This is a genomic window from Ruegeria sp. HKCCD4884 (assembly GCF_013110855.1).
GTDB lineage: Bacteria > Pseudomonadota > Alphaproteobacteria > Rhodobacterales > Rhodobacteraceae > Ruegeria.
In genome coordinates this window covers 306,087-326,233 of record NZ_WVRJ01000004.1, presented here as the reverse complement: position 1 = coordinate 326,233, position 20,147 = coordinate 306,087, and the positions used below count along the sequence as shown (strand labels likewise).

The 20,147-nt window shown below is 57.6% G+C and carries 21 protein-coding genes and 1 tRNA gene; 7 read left to right on the top strand and 15 right to left on the bottom strand.

Annotated elements, in window-relative coordinates; genetic code table 11:
- Window positions 1-29: 29 nt before the first annotated feature.
- From iolC to GS636_RS08665, 3 genes are read left to right on the top strand one after another with little or no spacing between them, the layout of a single operon-like run.
- Entirely contained in the window at window positions 30-1,010 is a 981-nt protein-coding gene (iolC, locus tag GS636_RS08675) for a 5-dehydro-2-deoxygluconokinase (protein WP_171669158.1), read from the top strand.
- Window positions 1,011-1,019: 9 nt separating this feature from the next.
- Window positions 1,020-1,856 carry a 5-deoxy-glucuronate isomerase gene (locus GS636_RS08670; RefSeq protein ID WP_171669157.1) on the top strand — a complete coding sequence of 279 codons (837 nt, stop codon included), beginning with the start codon at window positions 1,020-1,022 and terminating at the stop codon, window positions 1,854-1,856.
- Window positions 1,853-2,692, top strand: coding sequence for a class II fructose-bisphosphate aldolase (locus GS636_RS08665; RefSeq protein WP_171669156.1), 840 nt, complete (start codon window positions 1,853-1,855; stop codon window positions 2,690-2,692). The genes GS636_RS08670 and GS636_RS08665 overlap by 4 nt, the downstream gene beginning before the upstream one ends.
- 15 nt (window positions 2,693-2,707) lie before the next feature.
- On the opposite strand, the gene GS636_RS08660 is transcribed toward GS636_RS08665, so the two are convergent.
- From GS636_RS08660 to GS636_RS08600, 13 genes are all read right to left on the bottom strand, one after another.
- The gene (locus tag GS636_RS08660) at window positions 2,708-3,487 is read right to left on the bottom strand and encodes a TIM barrel protein (protein ID WP_171669155.1); all 780 of its coding nucleotides are present in this window, start codon (window positions 3,485-3,487) and stop codon (window positions 2,708-2,710) included.
- Between the two features lie 27 nt (window positions 3,488-3,514).
- Window positions 3,515-4,273: an SDR family NAD(P)-dependent oxidoreductase gene (locus GS636_RS08655; RefSeq protein ID WP_171093475.1), complete on the bottom strand. Its 759-nt coding sequence runs from the start codon at window positions 4,271-4,273 to the stop codon at window positions 3,515-3,517.
- On the bottom strand, window positions 4,270-5,076 hold the full coding sequence (gene iolB, locus GS636_RS08650; protein WP_171669154.1) for a 5-deoxy-glucuronate isomerase: 807 nt from the start codon (window positions 5,074-5,076) through the stop codon (window positions 4,270-4,272). The genes GS636_RS08655 and iolB overlap by 4 nt, the downstream gene beginning before the upstream one ends.
- Window positions 5,077-5,123: 47 nt before the next feature.
- Complete coding sequence (locus GS636_RS08645; RefSeq protein WP_171669153.1) at window positions 5,124-6,305, bottom strand: phytanoyl-CoA dioxygenase family protein; 1,182 nt, start codon at window positions 6,303-6,305, stop codon at window positions 5,124-5,126.
- 48 nt (window positions 6,306-6,353) lie between these two features.
- Entirely contained in the window at window positions 6,354-7,253 is a 900-nt protein-coding gene (iolE, locus tag GS636_RS08640) for a myo-inosose-2 dehydratase (protein WP_171093480.1), read from the bottom strand.
- On the bottom strand, window positions 7,250-9,082 hold the full coding sequence (gene iolD / locus GS636_RS08635; protein WP_171669152.1) for a 3D-(3,5/4)-trihydroxycyclohexane-1,2-dione acylhydrolase (decyclizing): 1,833 nt from the start codon (window positions 9,080-9,082) through the stop codon (window positions 7,250-7,252). Before iolD ends, iolE begins: the two co-directional genes overlap by 4 nt.
- 153 nt (window positions 9,083-9,235) lie before the next feature.
- The gene (locus tag GS636_RS08630) at window positions 9,236-10,057 is read right to left on the bottom strand and encodes an ATP-binding cassette domain-containing protein (RefSeq protein ID WP_171093484.1); all 822 of its coding nucleotides are present in this window, start codon (window positions 10,055-10,057) and stop codon (window positions 9,236-9,238) included.
- Between the two features lies 1 nt (window position 10,058).
- The gene (locus GS636_RS08625) at window positions 10,059-11,165 is read right to left on the bottom strand and encodes an ABC transporter permease (RefSeq protein ID WP_171093486.1); all 1,107 of its coding nucleotides are present in this window, start codon (window positions 11,163-11,165) and stop codon (window positions 10,059-10,061) included.
- 68 nt (window positions 11,166-11,233) lie between these two features.
- A complete protein-coding gene (locus GS636_RS08620) occupies window positions 11,234-12,154 on the bottom strand; it encodes a sugar ABC transporter substrate-binding protein (protein WP_171669151.1) in 921 nt (306 codons plus the stop codon).
- A 125-nt stretch (window positions 12,155-12,279) separates the two neighbouring features.
- On the bottom strand, window positions 12,280-13,293 hold the full coding sequence (gene iolG, locus GS636_RS08615) for an inositol 2-dehydrogenase (RefSeq protein WP_171669150.1): 1,014 nt from the start codon (window positions 13,291-13,293) through the stop codon (window positions 12,280-12,282).
- A 443-nt stretch (window positions 13,294-13,736) separates the two neighbouring features.
- Window positions 13,737-13,813 (bottom strand) — tRNA-Arg (locus GS636_RS08610).
- 21 nt (window positions 13,814-13,834) lie between these two features.
- A complete protein-coding gene (locus GS636_RS08605) occupies window positions 13,835-14,311 on the bottom strand; it encodes a GNAT family N-acetyltransferase (protein ID WP_171669149.1) in 477 nt (158 codons plus the stop codon).
- The gene (locus GS636_RS08600) at window positions 14,312-14,623 is read right to left on the bottom strand and encodes an ETC complex I subunit (protein ID WP_171105518.1); all 312 of its coding nucleotides are present in this window, start codon (window positions 14,621-14,623) and stop codon (window positions 14,312-14,314) included.
- Between the two features lie 269 nt (window positions 14,624-14,892).
- On the opposite strand from GS636_RS08600, the gene uvrB reads away from it, so the two are divergent.
- From uvrB to GS636_RS08585, 3 genes are all read left to right on the top strand, one after another.
- Entirely contained in the window at window positions 14,893-17,079 is a 2,187-nt protein-coding gene (gene uvrB, locus GS636_RS08595; RefSeq protein ID WP_171184090.1) for an excinuclease ABC subunit UvrB, read from the top strand.
- Between the two features lie 76 nt (window positions 17,080-17,155).
- Window positions 17,156-17,656, top strand: coding sequence for a hypothetical protein (locus tag GS636_RS08590; RefSeq protein ID WP_171669148.1), 501 nt, complete (start codon window positions 17,156-17,158; stop codon window positions 17,654-17,656).
- Window positions 17,657-17,885: 229 nt separating this feature from the next.
- Window positions 17,886-18,677 (top strand): formate/nitrite transporter family protein, encoded by a 792-nt coding sequence (locus GS636_RS08585; protein ID WP_171184086.1) that lies wholly within the window; start codon window positions 17,886-17,888, stop codon window positions 18,675-18,677.
- A gap of 54 nt (window positions 18,678-18,731) precedes the next feature.
- On the opposite strand, the gene GS636_RS08580 is transcribed toward GS636_RS08585, so the two are convergent.
- Entirely contained in the window at window positions 18,732-19,022 is a 291-nt protein-coding gene (locus GS636_RS08580) for a hypothetical protein (RefSeq protein ID WP_171620929.1), read from the bottom strand.
- Window positions 19,023-19,243: 221 nt separating this feature from the next.
- Between GS636_RS08580 and GS636_RS08575 the strand changes: the two genes are divergently transcribed.
- On the top strand, window positions 19,244-19,672 hold the full coding sequence (locus GS636_RS08575; RefSeq protein WP_171669147.1) for an excinuclease ABC subunit B: 429 nt from the start codon (window positions 19,244-19,246) through the stop codon (window positions 19,670-19,672).
- Between the two features lie 18 nt (window positions 19,673-19,690).
- Here the strand turns inward: GS636_RS08575 and GS636_RS08570 are convergent, their stop codons facing one another.
- On the bottom strand, window positions 19,691-20,113 hold the full coding sequence (locus tag GS636_RS08570; protein WP_253762697.1) for an excalibur calcium-binding domain-containing protein: 423 nt from the start codon (window positions 20,111-20,113) through the stop codon (window positions 19,691-19,693).
- Window positions 20,114-20,147 lie beyond the last annotated feature (34 nt).

The following is a 20,147-nucleotide window of genomic DNA, read 5'->3' as shown; positions in this document are numbered from 1 at the left end:
GCACACCCCACTTTGCCGGAGGACATGACTTGAGCGCTTTGATAGACGGTATCAAAGGAAACCGCTTCGCCGTTTTCGGGCGTGCTGGCATGGATATGTATGCGGACCCGATCGGTGTCAAAAGCGAGGATGCCGACACTTTCCATGCTGATCTGGGTGGTTCTTCAGCAAATATTTGCGCCGGGTTGGTCAAATTGGGCAGTCAGGCCTCTCTGATCACGTCAGTCTCAGACGATGCGGTCGGTCGTTTCTGCCTGAACCGCCTGCGCCACTATGGCGTAGACACCACCTATATCCGCGTCTTGGGCGGTGAATACCGTATGTCGCTGGCCGTCTACGAAAGCCGGATCGAAAACTTTCAGAATGTCATCTACCGCAACGGGGCCGTCGATTTTCAGGTCACCGAAGAGGACATGGACAAGGTCGATTATTCGTCCTTTTCGGCAGTCATCTCGGCGGGCACGGTCTTTGCATCCGAACCATCACGCAGCGCCACATTCCGTGCGTTCGAAAACGCGCGAGCTGTTGGCCTGCCAATCATATTCGATATCGACTACCGCCCCTACAGCTGGCCTTCGCCCGAGGTAGCCGCCGAAGTCTTGTCGCGGGCCGGTGAAGCCAGCGACCTGATCGTCGGCAATGACGAAGAGTTCGGGTTCATGGCTGGCGGTATCGACAAGGGCTTTGCCAAGGCCAAGCAGCTGGCAGAAAAACCCGGTCGGATCGTCATCTACAAAATGGGCGAAAAAGGTGCCGTCACGCTGCTGGACGGGCAAGAGATCGAAACCGGCATCTATCCGGTTACTGCCGTCAAACCCAATGGGGCAGGCGACAGTTTCATGGCGGGTCTGTTGGCCTCAATTGCTGCGGGCCATGACTTGAGGGATGCTGTCATGCGCGGCTCGGCCTGCGCATCGATCGTTGTATCCCAGCCAGGATGCGCGCCAGCCATGCCGATAACCTCGGAATTAGACGCGTTCCTTGCCTCACACCCCGGCCCGACCACATAGGAGACACCCATGCACATCGCGCCCTATGACAATCAGAACAAGCCCATCGTCGATGCCGATGACCCAACGGTTCCGCTGAATTATTTCAACATCGTTAAGCTGAAAAAGGGTGAGGCGTTCGAATACCAGGTTCCCGGCTATGAAACCTGCATCGTTCCAGCCACCGGCAGCGTCGATGTCGACGTCGAAGGCGTTGCCTTCCCGAAGCTGGGTAACCGGGGCGAAGATGTCTGGGATGGCGAACCCGAAGGCGTCTATGTGCCTGTCGGCGCGAAAGTGCAGATGATCTGCGTGTCGGATGAGACCGAAGTGTTCATTGCCGGCGCCAAATACGACAAGGTGCTGGACCCGTTTGATGTGCGCCAGCACGACCTTGTTCAATACGGCAGCGACGACACCAAAACCCATCGAAAGATCAAGCACATCCTGGGGCAAAAACAGCACGACAAAGTCGGTCGCCTGTTGGTGAGCGAGCTGTTTACAGTTGGTCAGGGCGGCTGGTCGGGCTTTCCCAGCCACAAGCACGACACCAACCGCCTGCCGGACGAAACGCGCCACGACGAGACCTATAATTTCCGTTTCAAACCCAACTGGGGCTCGGGCCTTCAAATGTTGCAACGCGTGGATAACGAGCCTGGCGACGCCTATCACATCGTCGATGGCTCAACTATCTGCATCGACAAGGGCTATCATCCATGCTGCGTTCTACCGGGCTATGAGATGTATTATTTCACCATCCTCGGCGGGCTGAGCCAACGCTCGCTGGTGCAGTATTTCCAACCCACACATGCCTATCAGATCGAAACGATCCCGGGCATCAAAGACATGATCGCGAAGTTCAAATGACCCTCGTCACACTGAAAGACGTCCTGCAGCCAGCCTATGAACAGGGTTACGCCGTTGGCGGGCTGGTTACACTCGGTTGGGAAGACATGCGCGCTTACGTGGCCGCTGCCGAAGCCGAAAATGCGCCTGTGATTTTGCAGGCCGGACCCAGCTGTCGCGAACACACACCACTTCCCATTTTAGGCAAGATGTTCCGTTATCTGGCTGAAAATGCCTCAGTCCCGGTCGTGGCTCATCTGGATCACGGGTACACGTTCGAAGACTGCAAGATCGCGCTGGACAGCGGGTTTACGTCTTTGATGTTCGACGGGTCCCGCAAGCCATTGCAACAGAATATTGATGAGACCGCCGCAATTGCCGAAATGGCCCACGCAGCAGGGATTTCCTGCGAAGGCGAAATCGGCTTTGTCGGGTACTCGGGCGGTGAAGGTTCAAACGGCACCGATCCCGAAGAGGCCGCACAGTTCGCACGTGAAAGCGGGGTGGACGCGATGGCGATTTCGGTTGGCAATGTTCACTTGCAGCAAAACAAAGAAGGGGGCTTGGACGAGGCGCGCATCGCCGAGATTGATGCCTTGACCGAGGTGCCTTTGGTCATTCACGGCGGGTCAGGCGTGCCGGTAGAACAGCGCAGCAAACTGGCACGAGAGACCTCGATCTGCAAGTTCAACATCGGGACGGAACTGCGTATGGCGTTTGGTCACGCCATGCGAGACGCCGTCAATCGTGATCCTGAAAGGTTTGATCGGGTCACCATACTGAAGGAAACCCACGACCCGGTCGAGGCCGCTGCCCGCACCGTAATCCGTGCCTTTGGCGCGCCACCCCAACGATAACGTCCGCGAGCGCCTTTAAATCGTAAAAGCAACCCGGAAGGCCTCAAGCGCCGTTTCCGGGTTGTCTGCTGCGAAAGCCTCCAGACCGACAGGTCCATGATACCCCATGTCATCCAGCGCCCTTGCAACGGCGGCATAATTGATCTCACCGGTTCCGGGTTCACACCGGCCGGGATTGTCAGCAACCTGAACTTCTCCGATCCATGGCAGGCATTTCTTGCACCAACGGAGCAGATCCCCTTCACCGATTTGCGTGTGATAAAGATCCAGATTGATGCGCAAACGTGGATGATTGACAGACGAAACCAGTGCCAGAACGTCTTCGGTCGACCCAAAGGGACAGCCGGGATGGTCCAGCAGGTTTAGGTTTTCCAGCGTGAAAACAACATCTTCCTGTTCCGCCAGATCACAGATACGTTGCAATGTGTCCCGTGCCCTCAGCCACATGTCTCCGGTCACGACCTCGTGCTGCCGGATTGGAATTCCACCATCGCCCAAACCAGTACCGTGTAGGTTCAGACGATCCACACCCAAGCGCTTACCAATCCGCGCTGTCTCGCGCGCAGATCGCAGCAGCATGTCAGCGCCTTCTTTGTCAGCAAGGCGCCCCTGAAGATACCCGTTCATGATCGTGTAGTTCGCGCCAACGCTTTCCAGCTTGCCCAGATCCCACGAAGGCCAGTTCCAAAGGCCCACACCAAACCCCATTTCGGTCAGCCGCGCGGCACGCCAGTCCATGGGTTTGTCTAGCCAAAGCATTTCAGCGCACACCGCAAGCTGAAAGGGTTGAGGCATGTCAGCTCTCCAGATGTTTCGACGTTCTCAGATCGAACCACCTTCGACCATGAAGTTCCCGGCGCTGCACATTGCGGCGTCGTCCGAGGCTAAGAACAGCACCATTCGGGCGACATAAACCGGTTCAATCGGGTCCGGCAGGCATTGCCGGTCCACCTGCTTGGCCAGCGCTTCGGGCGTGACCCACAGGTCTTTCTGACGGTCGGTCATGATCCAGCCGGGCACGACCGCATTCACGCGAATGCGATGATCCCCCAACTCGCGCGCCATGGTACGGGTCAGGCCGTGGACTGCGGATTTGGCGGTGGCATAAGCGGGAAAACCCGCTCCGGCCTCCCACCATGAATTCGACCCGATGTTGATGATCGAACCCGCACCCTTCGCGATCATGCCGGGAGCCACCGACTGAATGGCAAAAAACATGTGGCGAATATTGGTCGCCATACGCTCATCCCAATACTCTGGCGTCACATCGCGCCAGTCGTGGCGGTCATCATGGGCGGCATTGTTGACCAACACATCCGCTTCACCCAACTCTTCAACCAACTGCCCCATTGCGGCGTTCATCGCCTCAATGTCGCGCAAATCGCATTGGGCAAACGCGTGCTCGCCTTCCAAGTCCGACAGCAGCGCAAGCCCAGCCTCAGCATTGAGGTCTAGGAACCCGACCTTGGCCCCCTGATTGGCAAAGGCCCTTACAGTTTCCGCACCAATTCCTCCGGCCCCGCCTGTAATGAAAACCGTCTTGCCTGCAAGGCATGGGTAATTGGCGAAATCTTTGCTCATCCGTCACGCTCCATGATCCATTCGACCTCAGGGGCCGGTACAAATCGCCATTTCCGCAGTGGTCCCGCCATGACGTTCAGATAGTACATCTCAAACCCATAGGGTGCGCCGCAAGGGTGATGACCCCGCGGGACAGTCACAACATCGCCATCGGATACGGCCATCGTTTCATCCAGTTGACCGTCATCGGTGTAAACCCGCTGTATCCCGAACCCATTGGCAGGGTTGAGTCGATGGTAATAGGTCTCTTCCAGATAGGTGATCCGGGGGAAGTCATCCTCGTCATGGCGATGACTGGGGTATGAAGACCAGTGCCCGTTTGGTGTGAAGACCTCTGTCACCAGAAGGCTATCGGCATAGTCCTCGTTCTCCATCGCGATGTTATTGATGTATCGCGTGTTCACACCCTTGCCGCGTTCGGTGAGTGTGATGCCGTCCGGCCCGATCCGGCGCGCTTGATGACCGCCTTTGCCCGGCGCCGAACACACGGCCATTATGCAATCGGTCTCGGCGACAGCTTCCCATTCGGTGCCGTTGGGCAGGTACAAGCAATGCGGCGGCGTCTTTTCGAACACGTTCATCCGGTCGCCCAACACGCCCCAATCCTGCCCGGCACCAGTGATTTTCGCCTTGCCTTCGACCATCACCAGAATGACTTCCCGGTCTCCTGTGACTTCAGCTGCCCGGTCCCCGGCCTTTAGGTGATAAAGCCCAAACCCTACATACCGCCATCCGGCGCTGGCCGGGGTGATGGCATGCACCTTGCCACGGGTGCCAAAGGGTTTTTTGAGCAGGTCTGCCATAGTTCTTCTCCGATTGGGGCGGGCTCAACGACCCGCCCGATTGGGCCTTATGCGGCCTGTCTGTTACGCAAGGCTGACAAAGCATCGGCCAATTCCGACTCGCTCCATCCCTCTGACACAGCGCGGCGCAGGATATCGGCCTGGCTGTCCGGCGCATTGCCACCAACTGGTGGATCGGTGTCGAGGTTGGTTGGAAACGGATACCCCTCGGCGGTTGCTCCGATCGCAGCTTTGATTTCCAAGGCACTCAGATCACCACGTTGTTTCAAGGCCGCAATTGCAGGAAACACCGCTTGAGACATGGCGGCACGGTCGACGGCTTCCATCGCGCGCCCGAAAGCTGACGACACCTGAAGCAGATTGGCCATCCTGTGAATGCCGTTGCTGCTGTTTTCCCCCGCTGCGTGGAAAAGCGCGGGGTTGAAGAACACCGCATCGCCCTTGTTCAGTGGCAACTGGATGTAGGCCTGCTCGAAATGGTCCCTGTGCGCGGGGTCGTGGAAGGCGAGGTATCCGGGCGCATAAAGCTGCGAAAATGGTAGCAGCTTGGTTGGCCCGCTTTCGACCGGCATATCGCAATGCGCCACTGCACCTTGCAGGGTTAGCGCAGCCGTCAGGTGATGGGCATGCGCCGGATACCGCGCTGCGCTGTCCGCAGTCTGGAACCCAAGATGGTAATCCCGATGCGCTTGCTGTGCTTTGCCGCCCGGACGCACCTGATTGACCTGCGCGGTCATCTGGTAATTCGGCCCCAGCCACGCCTCACACGCCGCTGCAACTGCAGCATTGCCGAAATAGAGTGCGAACCCTTCCGGATCACGCAGGCACTGTTTTTGCAGCGCATTCCAGATCCGGTCATTGGCACCCGACGCAGCAAAGTGATCGCCCTCGCCGCCAGCGCCCTCGCGCTCTTCTTCGATGATCTCGCGGAAGACGTCGCTTGCCCGGTCGATCACCGAAGTATCTGCATAGGCACCTTTTAGAACGATCACGCCAGCAGATTTGCCCAGAACCCTTGCCCATTCTGCCAGAAGGGACTTTCGCTGATCGGCATCTGTCAACGCAGTGCGCAACACGTCCATGTCGTAGACAGGCACGTTCTTTTCCACCGCTACGGCATGAGGAACCGCATCGGCTGTCAAGTTTTGCGAGGTCAGCACCTTGAATTCATCCAGATCGCAGGATTCCCGGTCGAAATAGCCGACATACCCAAGTTCTTGATGCACCATGACATACTCCTCTCTCATGGCTTCGGTGTTGCCCCGTGGGGCGGTGATTTAAGTGCTGATCTCCAAACCTGCCTTGCCGCAAACTTCGACGATGTGGTCGTAGCCCATTTTGGAGTACTCGTAGGGCGGCGCTTTGGCAGGGTCCTGTTCTGCCTCGACCACGATCCAACCGTTGTAATCCATCGCTTTCAATGCATTTGCGACGGCCTGAAAATCGATGCAGCCATCGCCAGGCACGGTGAAGGCTCCTGCGATCACTGCATCCAGGAAGCTGCGGTTGTTCTCACGCGTGTCTTGCACAACATCAGGGCGGATGTCCTTGAAGTGAACGTGATGTACGCGATCACCCCAGCGGTTCAGCGTGGCCATCACATCGCCACCACCGAACAGCAAATGGCCGGTATCGAAACACAGCTTCAGTTCGGGGCCTGACCCCTCCATCAGCCAGTTCACCTCATCCTCGCTTTCGATGATCGTGCCCATGTGATGGTGATATGCCATCGGCATACCTTGATCAGCCTTCCACTTGGCCAACTCACTCAGCTTGGCGGCATAGGCCAGAACCTCGTCTTTGGACAATTTGGGGCGGGCATTGACCGGCGTGCCGATCTGCCCCTGAACGGTGTTGGAGCATTCGGCATAAACGATGCACGGGCTGTTCAGTGCAACAAACTGCTCTACTTGCTCACGAACAGCGGCAACCTCGGCGTCAAAGTCGTTGACCAAGGTTGCGCCCGAACACCAACCGCCACAAAGCGCGATGTCGTTTGCGTCCAGATAGGCGCGCAAGCCTTCGGTGTCGCCGGGCATCCGCTGGCCACGCTCGACGCCGGTATAGCCAATCTCGCGCGCTTCTTTCAGCGCCTGTTCCATCGTATAGGCCGCAGTCAAATCCGGCAGGTCGTCATTCTGCCACGCAATCGGAGAGATACCGATCTTCACGCTCATTTCGTGTTTCTTTCCTTGATGGCGACTTCATAAGCCGCGCGTTTTTCATTCACTTCGGGGCGGATGCTGACCTCGGGCACAGCCACTTCCCACCACGTTCCGCCATATTCGGTCGAGGGGTACGGGTCGGTGTCGATCACCACAACGTATGGACCTTTGACGTCGCTGCGTTTGGCCAGCGCGTCCTCAAGCTCGGAAATTGAGCTGACCTTGACCGAGGTCGCCCCCATCGCTGCCGCATGGGCCGCAAAGTCGATGGCAGAAGCCGTTTCGTGGACTGTGTGGTCGAGAAGGTTGTTAAATTCGGCCCCGCCCGTGCCCATCTGCAAGCGGTTGATGCAGCCGAAACCTCGGTTATCGGTGACAACAACGGTAAAGGAAATCCCCATCATCGCTGCCGTCGCCATTTCGGAATTCGCCATCATATAGGTGCCGTCACCGGTAAAGCAGATCACATCTCGATCCGGCTGGGCCATCTTGATCCCCATGGCACCCGCAATCTCATAGCCCATGCAGCTGAAACCGTATTCCATGTGATAGGCCCCTGGGCGCGGTGCTTTCCACAGCTTGTGCAGCTCCCCCGGCATAGTGCCTGCGGCACACATCGCCACGGTGTTTTCATTGGCGGCCCGCTGCACCGCACCGATCACCTGCATATCCGTCGGCAGCGCATTGCTGTCTTTTGGCGCATCGGTCAGCGCATCAACCTTGCCAAACCAGTCGGTTTTCAGCGCCGCAGGCAGATCTGGCGCGCGGTGGTCACCCAACGCTTCGGTGAGTTCTCCCAAACCAACGCGCGCGTCGGATTGCAGCGGCATTGCGCCGTGCTTTTCGGCATCATAAGCGGCGGTATTCAGGCTGATCAGTTCACGCTCGGGGTTGGCAAACAGACCCCAGGACCCGGTGGTGAAATCCTGAAATCGAGTGCCAACGCCCAGCACAAGATCAGCCTCGGCGCAGATGTCGTTGGCGGGTTCGCCACCAGTCACACCAATGGGCCCCAGGTTCAGCGGATGATCCCATGCCAATGCGGATTTCCCCGCCTGTGTTTCGGCCACCGGGATGTTGTGCGCCTCGGCAAAGCTTTGCAGCGCGGGGGTTGCGTCCGAATAATGCACGCCGCCACCCGCGACGATCACAGGGCGTTTGGCCGCCTTGATTGCCGCCACAGCCCGCGCCAGCTCACCCTCATCCGGGCGAATGCGACGCTGATACCAGACGCGAGGCTCAAAGAAGCTTTCGGGATAATCATATGCCTCGGCCTGTACATCCTGGCAAAAGGCCAAGGTGGCCGGACCGCAGTCCGCCGGGTCCGTCATGGTACGGAAGGCGCGCGGCAAAGCCGTCAGCAGGTGTTCCGGGCGCGTGATGCGGTCGAAATAGCGGCTGACCGGTCTGAAACAGTCATTTGCACTGATGGTTCCATCCGAGAACACTTCGGGTTGCTGCAAAACCGGATCAGGACCACGCGTTGCGAACACATCTCCGGGCAGCAGCAAAACAGGCAGGCGGTTCACATGGGCCAGAGCGGCAGCGGTAACCATATTGGTGGCCCCCGGCCCGATCGACGAGGTCACAGCCATCGCCCGTTTGCGGCCCAGTTGCTTGGCATAGGCAATCGCACAATGCGCCATGGTCTGTTCGTTATGGCCACGATAGGTGGGCAGGCTGTCTTTCACACCATGCAGCGCCTCACCCAAACCGGCAACGTTGCCATGGCCGAAAATGGCCCAGACACCTGCGATAAAGGGCTCTCCGGCCTCGTTCATCTGCGCCCCAAGATAACGCGCCAGAGCCTGCGCCGCTGTCAGTCGGACTGTCTTGCTCATCATGATCCCTTTCAACTTGAAACCGCTGCCAGCGGCCCACAGGTTGCTTTTTTACGAAGATGTCAGGCCAATGCCTCAAGCCTGAATTGAGTGTGAGCTCAGGTGTCACCGCCCGTTCGGATGCCCCCGAAAGGGCATCCGGGTGTTCAAAGTTTAGACTGTACCGCCCAAAGACCCTTCCAGCTCGGCCATTTCCTGACCACCGGCCATCAGGTCCTGCAACTGTTCAGGGGTAATCTCACCACGGGTCGCCGTACCCAGCGTTTTGCCGCGATTCAGCACGGTAAACCGGTCACCCACTGCCAAAGCATGGCGCACGTTATGGCTGATGAAGACCACGCCAACCCCCTGACTGCGTACCTTGTCGATAGTCGCCAGAACGTTCGAGGTTTGACGTACGCCAAGGGCCGAGGTCGGTTCGTCCAAGATCAGAATCTTGGCACCGAAATACACGGCGCGGGCAATGGCGACGGTCTGCCGCTCACCACCAGACAAAGTGCCCACGGCCTGATCCGGCCCACGCAGGTTAATGCCCATTTTGCGCATCTCTTCCATGCAGACATCATTCGCCTGTTCGACATCGAAGCGCTTCATCAGGCCCTTACCTTTGGTCGGTTCGCGCCCCATGAAGAAATTGCGCGTGACGCTCATCAGTGGGATCATCGCCAGATCCTGGAAAACGGTCGCAATGCCCGCCTCCATCGCATCCCGAGGCGTGTCGAAATGCAGCGGTTTGCCTTCGAAGAAGATCTCGCCCTTGGTGGGTTTGTGCACGCCCGACATGGTCTTGATGAAGGTCGATTTCCCTGCACCGTTGTCGCCCAGCAGGCAATGACATTCACCCGGTTTGACGTCAAAGCTGACGCCCGCCAAAGCGATGATGTTGCCAAAGTGCTTTTCGATGTTCTTCATTTCCACGATGGGCGCCACATCAGTCGCCGCATCGCCGTGGTGGAACTTGGTATCTTCGGTCATATCAACGCTCCCCGGTTACGCGTTTACGGATCGCGTTGTTGAACAGAACCGCAATCAACAGCATCGCGCCTAGGAAGACCTGGAACCAGTCCTGATCGAAGTCCGTATACGTCAGTCCGATGACAACCATACCGAAGATGATCGCACCAAAGAACGCGCCAATGGCCGAGCCATAACCGCCGGTCAGCAGACAGCCGCCGATTACGGCTGCGATGATCGCCTCAAACTCTTTCTGGAACCCACGACGTGCGTCGGTCGAACCCGCGTCGATTACGGTAATGATGGCGACCAGTGCGGCACAGCAGGCAGTCAGCATGAACAGCGAAACTTTGACCCGGTTCACCGGCACACCAGAGTTTGACGCCGCCGTGCTATCGCCGCCCGACGCGAAAATCCAGTTCCCTGCCGGGGTACGCAACAGCACATAAGTGGCTGCAAGCGCCAGCACGATGAACCACAGGATTTCGACCGGAATTCCGGGCACTTTAGGCGCACCGCTTTTGAAGGTTTCGATCATGCCTTTCTCGGCCAGCCAGGTAAACAGGCCGCCAAATGCCTCGCCTGAAAAGAACGGAGCCAGCCAGTCGTTCTCAACCACGTCACGAACGCCACGCAACTGGGTCGATCCTCCGGTGGCGGCCTTCAGGCCAACCAACGACAGACCGCGTAGAATGAACAGGAAAGCCAGGGTCACGATGAAGGATGGCAGACCTGATCGGATCACGATGTTTCCGTTTATCGCCCCGACAAATGCTGCGAAAACAAAAGTCATTGGGATCGCGACGATCAGCGGCAACTGCCAGGTGACCACACAGACGCCAAAGAACAGGCCCGCAAACGCCACCATCGAGCCGATGGACAGGTCAAATTCCCCCCCGATCATCAACAGAGCGGCACCGATGGCCAGAATTCCCAACTGTGCGGCAGGTGTCATGAAATTCATGATCCCGGCCAGGGTAAACATCGAGTCGTCTGCTGTGATGGCAAAAAAGATAACCACCAGCACGACACCGGCCATCGCACCGAGTTCGGGCCGCTTCATGAGTTTGGTCATAAAAGGCTCTTTTTTGACCCTTTCGTCCCCGGCGACTTGAGCTGAGTCACTCATCGTTTCCTCCCATTTGGGTTGGAACGGCGCTGCTGCGCCGTCCCAGTTTATTCAGGTTCCGGAATGGATCAGCGAATGCCCTGCGAGGACAGTTCGATCACCTGAGCGGCCTTCTCCTGAGTCACCAGGTTGGGACCTGAAGGAACATTGCCACCGGGCATCAGGCCGTATTTGGCGTGCAGACCCATAAAGTTCACCGACAGATACCCCTGCAGATACTGTTGCTGATCGATGGCAAAGGCGGCGTCACCGTCCGCGATCGACTGCAGGAAGTTGGCCGACAGGTCGAAGGAGGCAACATTCACATCACGGCCCGAGGCTTTGACTGCGGCAACGGTCGGTTCACCGGCCGAGCTTGCACCCAATGCCATCACAGTATCGACCGCTTCGTTTGCAGCCAGAGCAGCGGCAACTTTCGACTCGATTTCCGACGGGTCGTTCGAGGTCGGCAGCACTTCGACGTCACCGCCGAAACCTTCCGCGAAACCTGCACAGCGCAGATCCAGCGCAACGTTGCCGACTTCGTGGTTCACACAAATCGCTGTTTTGCCGCCCATCGATGCCAGCTCGGCACCTGCAGCTTTGCCCGCGTCAAACTCGTCCTGACCCACGTGCAGCAAAGCACCCAGATCTTTCGAAACGTCCGAACCCGAGTTGATCGAGATCACCGGGATACCGGCAGCTACGGCACGTTCAATTGACGGGCCAAGCGCATCCGCATCCGGGATCGAGACGATCAGGCCGTCGGGCTCCTGGTTCACGGCAGCATCGATCAACTGCGACATCGCCACCATGTCAAAAGTTTCTGGTGCGCGGTATTCGACGTTCACGCCGACATCCTTACCAGCCTGCTCGACGCCGTTTTTCACAACGTTCCAGAATGCGTCGTTGGCCTGGCCGTGCGATACGACCACGATTTCCTGTGCAAACGCAGGTGTCGCCAGGGCCAAAGCCCCTGCAGCTAGCGCGCCTTTCACAAATTTCTTCATTTCAGTTTCCTCCCATGATTTCAGTCTGATCTTAAGTCGGGGGACCAACCCCGATCATCCGGCTGTGCCGAATCTGATTGGCTGCGGCACAAAAACCGAGCTGACGTAAGTTTGAAGAATTTCGATCATTTTGCAACCGGTTTCAAAACTACTTCCATCCGAACCGGTTGTCCGGATTGCATCGACAGGGTCGCGGCCTCGGCCATGGCAAGCGCGGCAACACCGTCTTTCAACGAAACAGGAACCTCTGAACCGGTCACAACAGCGTCGACAAACGCGGCCCATTCCACCTTGTAAGCGGGCATGTAACGTTCGAGAAAGAAATAGGTTGGCTTTGCCCCGACAACGCCCTCTGCCGTCGATTTGACCACCGTATTTTCCAGCATGTTCTGCGCTTGCAGCAATCCGCCTGAACCCAGCAACTCGACCCGCTGGTCATACCCATAGGCCGCACGGCGCGAGTTCTTGATAACAGCAATACGACCATCTGCATAAGTCATTGTCACCGCAGCGGTATCCACATCACCAGCCGCGCCAATCTCGGCATCTACAAGAGACGACCCGACGGCCGTAATGACAACCGGAACCTCGCCCATAAGATAGTTTGCCATGTCGAAATCGTGGATCATCATGTCCCGAAACAGCCCACCAGACACTTTGACATAGCTGACTGGAGGCGGCGCCGGGTCAAACGAGGTAATCGACAGCAGCTCTGCTTTGCCGATTTCACCCGCCTCTAAACCTGCTTTCAACGCCGAAAAATTGGGGTCGAACCGGCGGTTAAACCCAATCATCACAGGCTTACCCCGCCCGGACACAGCATTTAGACATTGCGCAGCACGTTCCAGGCTCAGATCAACCGGCTTTTCACACAGCACGGCTTTACCTGCGGCTGTGGCAGCTTCAATCAAGTCAGAATGCGTATCGGTTGGCGTTGCGATCAGAACAGCATCAATTTGGGGGTCTGCAATGATCTCGTCCGACCCACGCGCCTGCGCCCCGTATTCGCCGGCAAGGCTTTCTGCCGCTTCTGGCACTGCGTCTGAAACAGCACAGAGCTTGCTGTTTGGGTGGGCCGAAATGGCCTGCGCATGTACCCGTCCGATGCGTCCGGCGCCCAGCAAACCAACCTTCAACATGCAGCTCTCCCGAATCTAGTTGTTGGACGTAACAATGATTCTGTTTGCAACCGGTTGCAATATCTTTTTTCAATGGATCAGAAATCTTTGCGACGCCCCACGCGAAGGGGTCGCCAAACAAGGTCTACCGTGGTCTTCCGATGATACACCACGCGCCGAATTCCGCGCATTTGCGTGTCTACGGGAATCCCCCAATTTCCGAACGCGGTGAATCAGGGTAGGTTTCAATTAAGGAACACACACACTACCACTCTGTGACCCCTTAAAAGGGGCTGGCATGACCCCCTCGTCCAGCCCCTTAAATTTTCCGATACCTGTGCTGATCAACCTGTCGCATGGTGGATTCAGAAACATACCCGCACCCAACGAAACAACGAGTCGTTTTGGCGACAGAGCAAAACGAGCCTGCGCGCTTCATTGGCTTCAAGTACTTCGTATGAAGATGGCGATCCCTGAAGGACTCGAACCCTCAACCTGCTGATTAGAAGTCAGCTGCTCTATCCAGTTGAGCTAAGGGACCGCTGCGCCCTTCTTGCGGTTTTTATTGTCCGGGTTCAAGGGCCAAGCGCATGAAGGCGCTGTTTGGGTCGTCCTGATAGCCAAAGATCGGGCCGCAATAGGAATATCCCAATGTCTCATAGAGTTTGCGGGCGGCTTCATATTCGGAAAGATGGGCTGCTCCGGTCTCCAGAACCAGGGCCTCAATCCCCTCGGCACGTGCCAAGTCTGCCAAGTGCTGCATCATCAGCCGCGCCAAACCACGGCCCCGCGCCTGCGCCAGAATATGCACTGACTTCACCTCGGCGGTTCCGTCGGGCAGCATCTTCATCGCGCCACACCCTAAAGGTTGCTGACCCTCATAAATCGCCCAGAACCGAATCCCCGGCCCGGCCAGCGACTCGGCGTCCATTGTATGGTTGCTTTCGGCAGGACCTGCCGTTTCGCTATGAGCAAAATGCGCGTCCACCACGGCGCGAAGGGCGTCCGAGGTTGGATCGGCCCTGCGAATCTCAATCATTCAGTGGGTCCAGGGGCCGCGCCGGTCGGTGGCGAAATTCTCGCCATAGCCACGGGCACGCAGGTTCGGTTTGCGCTTGTGCGGCTCGCTGACCTGCACTTCGATACCGTTGTCCTTGGCGTAGTCCAAAGCCTCTTCCTTGGTGTCGAATTTCAGGCGCACCTGCGTCTGCGTGTCATTGGACGACGTCCAGCCCATCAGCGGATCGACCTCACGCGCCGAGGCCGGGGCGTATTCCAGAACCCATTTGCGGGTTTTGGCCATCCCCGAAGTCATCGCGTTTCGCGAAGGCTGGTAAATCCGTGCGCGCATGTCGCCTCTCCGTACTCACTTGGCTCAGCCGTTTATGCGTCAGAGAGCGTCCGGGGGCAAGATTGCAATTGTCGCGGCTGTTGCCCGCGACCTAATGTCAGAAATTGTCATTGGCCCGGGATAAATCAGAGACACATCAAACGTCGGGACATCACAATGATTCACCAACCGCATGGCATCCGACTGTGTTGAGCGCAATGAATCCGGATCAGCCCTTGCAGACGGACAAAATAAGAACAAATGTAGGGGCCTGACTGCGGAGCCTGCCGATGCCTTACGCCCATTCCGACAAGACCCAACTGACCGCCGACGACGTGCGCGCCCGCCTGAAACTGGAAGGCGGCAAGCAGTTTGTGATGCACACCGAGTTCAACCCGGCAGGTGACCAACCGACGGCCATCAGGGAACTGGCTGGCGGCGTATTGGACGGCGAGCGCGATCAGGTTCTGCTAGGTGCGACGGGGACGGGTAAAACATTCACCATGGCCAAGGTGATCGAGGAAACCCAGCGCCCAGCCATCATCCTTGCACCGAACAAAACACTGGCCGCGCAGCTTTACGGAGAGTTCAAAGGCTTCTTCCCCGAAAACTCAGTGGAATACTTCGTCTCGTATTACGACTACTACCAACCCGAAGCTTATGTGCCGCGCTCGGACACGTACATTGAGAAAGAATCCCAGATCAACGAACAGATCGACCGGATGCGCCACTCGGCCACGCGGGCGCTGCTGGAACGTGACGATGTGATCATCGTGGCGTCAGTGTCTTGCATCTACGGTATCGGCTCGGTCGAAACCTACGGGGCGATGACGCAGGATCTGAAGGTCGGCAATGAATACGACCAGCGGCAAGTGATGGCCGATCTGGTCGCACAGCAATACCGCCGCAACGATCAGGCGTTTCAGCGCGGTTCGTTCCGGGTGCGTGGCGATTCACTGGAAATTTGGCCCGCCCACCTTGAGGATCGCGCCTGGAAACTGTCGTTCTTTGGCGAGGAACTGGAACAGATCACCGAGTTCGACCCTTTGACAGGCGAACGCGCCGCCACGATGGAGCAGGTGCGCGTTTATGCGAACTCGCACTACGTGACGCCGAAACCCACGATGCAGCAGGCGATCATCGGGATCAAAAAGGAACTGCGCATCCGGCTGGACCAACTGGTGGGCGAAGGCAAATTGCTGGAAGCGCAACGTCTGGAACAACGCACCAACTTCGATCTGGAAATGCTCGAGGCTACTGGCGTCTGCAACGGGATCGAGAACTATTCGCGCTACCTCACGGGCCGCGCTCCGGGTGAACCGCCCCCGACCCTGTTCGAATTCATCCCCGACAATGCCATCGTCTTTGCCGACGAATCCCACGTCAGCGTTCCGCAGATCGGCGGCATGTACCGGGGCGACTATCGGCGCAAATTCACGCTGGCCGAACACGGGTTCCGCCTGCCGTCCTGCATGGATAACCGACCCCTGAAGTTCGAGGAATGGGATGCCATGCGCCCGCAATCCGTCTTCGTCTCGGCCACGCCGGCCAAGTGGGAGATCGAACAGACCGGCGGCGTCTTCACCGAACAGGTGATCCGCCCCACCGGCCTGCTGGACCCCGAGGTCGAGATCCGCCCTGTCTCCATGCAGGTCGACGACCTGCTGGACGAAGTGCGTAAGGTCGCCGCCAACGGCTTCCGCACGCTGGTCACCACGCTGACCAAACGCATGGCCGAGGACCTGACCGAATATTTGCACGAGCAGGGCATCAAAGTCCGCTACATGCATTCCGACATCGACACGCTGGAACGCATCGAAATCCTGCGCGACCTGCGGTTGGGGGCATTCGATGTGCTGGTCGGCATCAACCTGCTGCGCGAGGGGCTCGACATCCCCGAATGCGGCCTGGTCGCGATTCTGGATGCGGATAAAGAGGGCTTTTTGCGGTCCGAGACCTCTCTGGTGCAAACCATCGGCCGCGCTGCGCGTAACGCTGATGGTCGGGTGATCATGTATGCCGACAAGATCACCGGTTCAATGGAGCGCGCGCTGAACGAGACCAACCGCCGCCGTGCCAAACAGCTCGCCTATAACGAGGAACACGGCATCACCCCCGAGACGGTGAAAAAGAATGTCGAGGACGTTCTGGCAGGTCTCTACGAAGGCGACGTCGACATGAACCGCGTCACCGCCACCATCGACAAACCGATGCACGGCGCGAATTTGGAAGCGCATCTGGACGGGTTGCGCGAGAAGATGCGCAAGGCCGCCGAGAACCTGGAATTCGAAGAGGCCGCCAATATCCGGGACGAGATCAAACGTCTGGAAGCGGTCGATCTGGCCGTCGCCGACGACCCCATGGCGCGGCAATGGGCGGTCGAGAAAGCCTCGGAAGACGCAGTGAAGTCGCGCGGACGGTCAACGGCTGGCAGGCCGGGGCAGCGGGGTGGGAATGTGAAGCGGCGGAAAAGGTAATCTTTTCAACTATTCTTTGGGTTGAATTACCGCAGCGATCATAACATCGTGCGGCAAGGTAAGTCTCGGAAAAATAATGAAGTACCTTTGGTTTCATCTTTTTATTGCTACAACCTTAGCGCTAACGGCGTGTGGTGAAATCCAGGATCACTCAAAAATTAGAACTACTTCTAAATCAATTAACGGCGAGTACATTGCTGGTGTCGGAGATACCGTACTCACCATAGAAAACACTGAAAGCCTACCGAATGCATTTGGGGCAGCCGATATTTTGGGACGAACGCGACCAACAGGGACTACCACTGTGTACTTCAATGGATACTCAAATGGGAAAGCTCAGTTTGTGCGCAGGGACGTTTTGATTCACAGCTCAAAAACTACGGTAAATAGCACGCCGCTAATTGTTAACCCAAGTAGTCAGAGTACTTTCTCAGGAAACATCGGCGGTATTCCTTATTATGGATCCAGCAGTACGAGTACCTATCCTATTATTGTTCCTCCGAATACACCTCAGGACCAAGTTGCAGGTATTCGCGACATCAACATTGCGCCCAAGTTGGTGATCAAATTTTCGTAGCTGGCAGGGATATAATAATCACGGCCGCATCTCCCAACCAGGTTAAGTACACAATTCAGTAATCCACGAGCGCATAATCCACCCCAACACCCTGCCCAGCAAGCATATGATCCAATGCACTATTCACCGTGCGCACAGCCCGCTATTCACCTGAACCCGATGGGCCTTTCACCCCACAACTTTGATCCCAATCAATACCGAAGAAAAAAATGTCGGCAAGCTGGAGTGCATGAAAGTGCAAAACCCAACCGGCGTGGACGCCTATAAACCGGCCCAAATCGCCGAGCTGGTCGAAACCGCAGGCGTTGCCAAGGCGCATCTGTCAGTCGGCCAGACATTGACGCTGGCCATTCTTGCGGGCGTTTTCATCGGCTTTGGCGGCGCGGCCTATACCATGGTCATGACCGGTGTCGATCCGGGCTTCGGACCGGCCCGGTTTCTGGGTGGCGTCGTGTTCTCGCTGGGCCTGATCCTGGTGGTAGTCGGCGGGGCCGAGCTGTTCACTGGCAACGCTCTGATGACCATTGCGGCGGTGGACCGGAAAATTTCACTGCGTGACCTGCTGCGGAACTGGGGGCTCGTGTATCTCGGGAATTTGGTCGGAGCTATTGCACTGGCCCTGGCATTTGCTGCAACCGGATTGCTCGAAGGTCCCACGGGCGCCACAGCATCTGCGATCGCAAATGGCAAAATCGACCTCACTCAGACACAGGCCTTTGCGCGTGGCATTTTGTGCAACGCGTTGGTCTGCCTTGCCGTTTGGCTGAGCTTCGCCGCCAGATCGGTCGTGGGAAAGGTGATGGCAATACTCTGGCCGATTGCGGCGTTTGTTCTGATGGGGTTGGAACACTCGGTCGCCAATATGTACCTGTTGCCGCAAGGCGCACTTGCAGGTGCCGACCTTGGTTGGGGCGCCGTCTTTGGAAACCTGTTTTGGGTTACGATTGGCAATGTTGTCGGCGGTGCGGGTGGCGTTGCGCTTGCTTATCGCCTTGCCTATCTGCACAATACGTCCGGCTGAAAGCGCTGTTCTCGCAGATCAAAAGAAAGGGCGGGTCTGTCCCCGCCCTAAGCTTTACCCCTTATCCCAATGTGCAATCACATCATATCCGACCGGTGAGGGCGGGCCTTCCATGAATTCGGCGAAATGGCCCCACAGCTCGGCCACTTTGGGCGCGTTTGCGTTCGAGGTCGCTTCGCTTTCCACCACCGAGATCACATAGCCCGATCCGTCCTCGTTCATCACGTTGGTAAAGCAATGCATGCCGGGCATGCCCATGATCTCGGATTTCAATTCGTTCATTTTTGCCGTGGCGGCCTCGCGCGTTCCGGGCTTCATTTTGAATTGGGTAATACGTGCAAACATTGCTTTCCTCCCTCACGTGACAGAACTGTCATGTGGCGCAGCCAGAACGGCCGCGCCGCGCGCATCCTAGCACAGGGGCTTGAAATCTCAGATTGATGCGTAGGATTTTCGGCCATTTTCAACCACGCGCCTCACTGCGCGCAAGCCTCTGACACTTCAGGGTTGCAGCCCAGCGTCCCCGGGGCCTTGTCTTGCCCTGTTCAGCGGCTACATCCCCATCCATGCGTGCAATCCTGACTTCTCTGATCCTGGCCACCCCGGCTTTCGCGTGGGAGGCGACGGTGGGCGATATCTGCACGCTTTCGCATGACACAGGTGCGGCGACGATCTTCCTGACCTATGACCCGTCTGCGCCGCTCTATACGCTGACGGTTACTCGGAAAGATCAGGTCTGGGCTCAGTCCCCGTGGTTTGCCATGCGGTTCGAAGGACGAAACCCCATCGAAATCGCCACCCCACGCCATGTCTTGTCCGACGGAGGATCTGCGTTGACGGTGACGGATACCGGCTTTGGGAACGTGCTGGATGGGTTGGAGTACAACCAGGTCGCCTATGCTTTCACACAAGACGGGGTCGCAGAATTTCCCCTGATCGATGCAGCGCCGCAGGTGCGAATCTTTCGCACCTGTGCAGGCGCGCATTTGTCCTGAACGGGTTCCCTTTGCCCGCTATGGGCGCACGAATTTGGCGTTACCGACCGCACGTTGTTGCGGCTCTGGGCGGCTTTCAGATAGCGCGGCCTGCGGTGCAGGCGTCTCGGCAAACCCACAGGCAACGCCGTCTCCATCCGGGTCATTGCGCGTGTGGTACCCCGGCTGACCTTCCCGGAACGGCCCGATCCCCATGGCCTGCGTCGCGTCACACCCTGCCAGCGCGATCAGGTGGATCACGGCCTCATCCCTATTATACTCGGACACCCGAATGAAAACGCCCACCGCGATCAGCACAGTCGTGAGGGGCAGCAATAGTACCATGATCAGTATGCGTACCGGAGACAGTGCCTGCCGACGCGTGGCCTCGGCCCGCTGGTGTCGGCGGGTTGATCTTGGGTTCAGGTCAGGCGCGTCCTGCATGGGTTTCTTGAACAGCATGCCTGGGTCTTACGATGGATATGTGGCAAAGCCG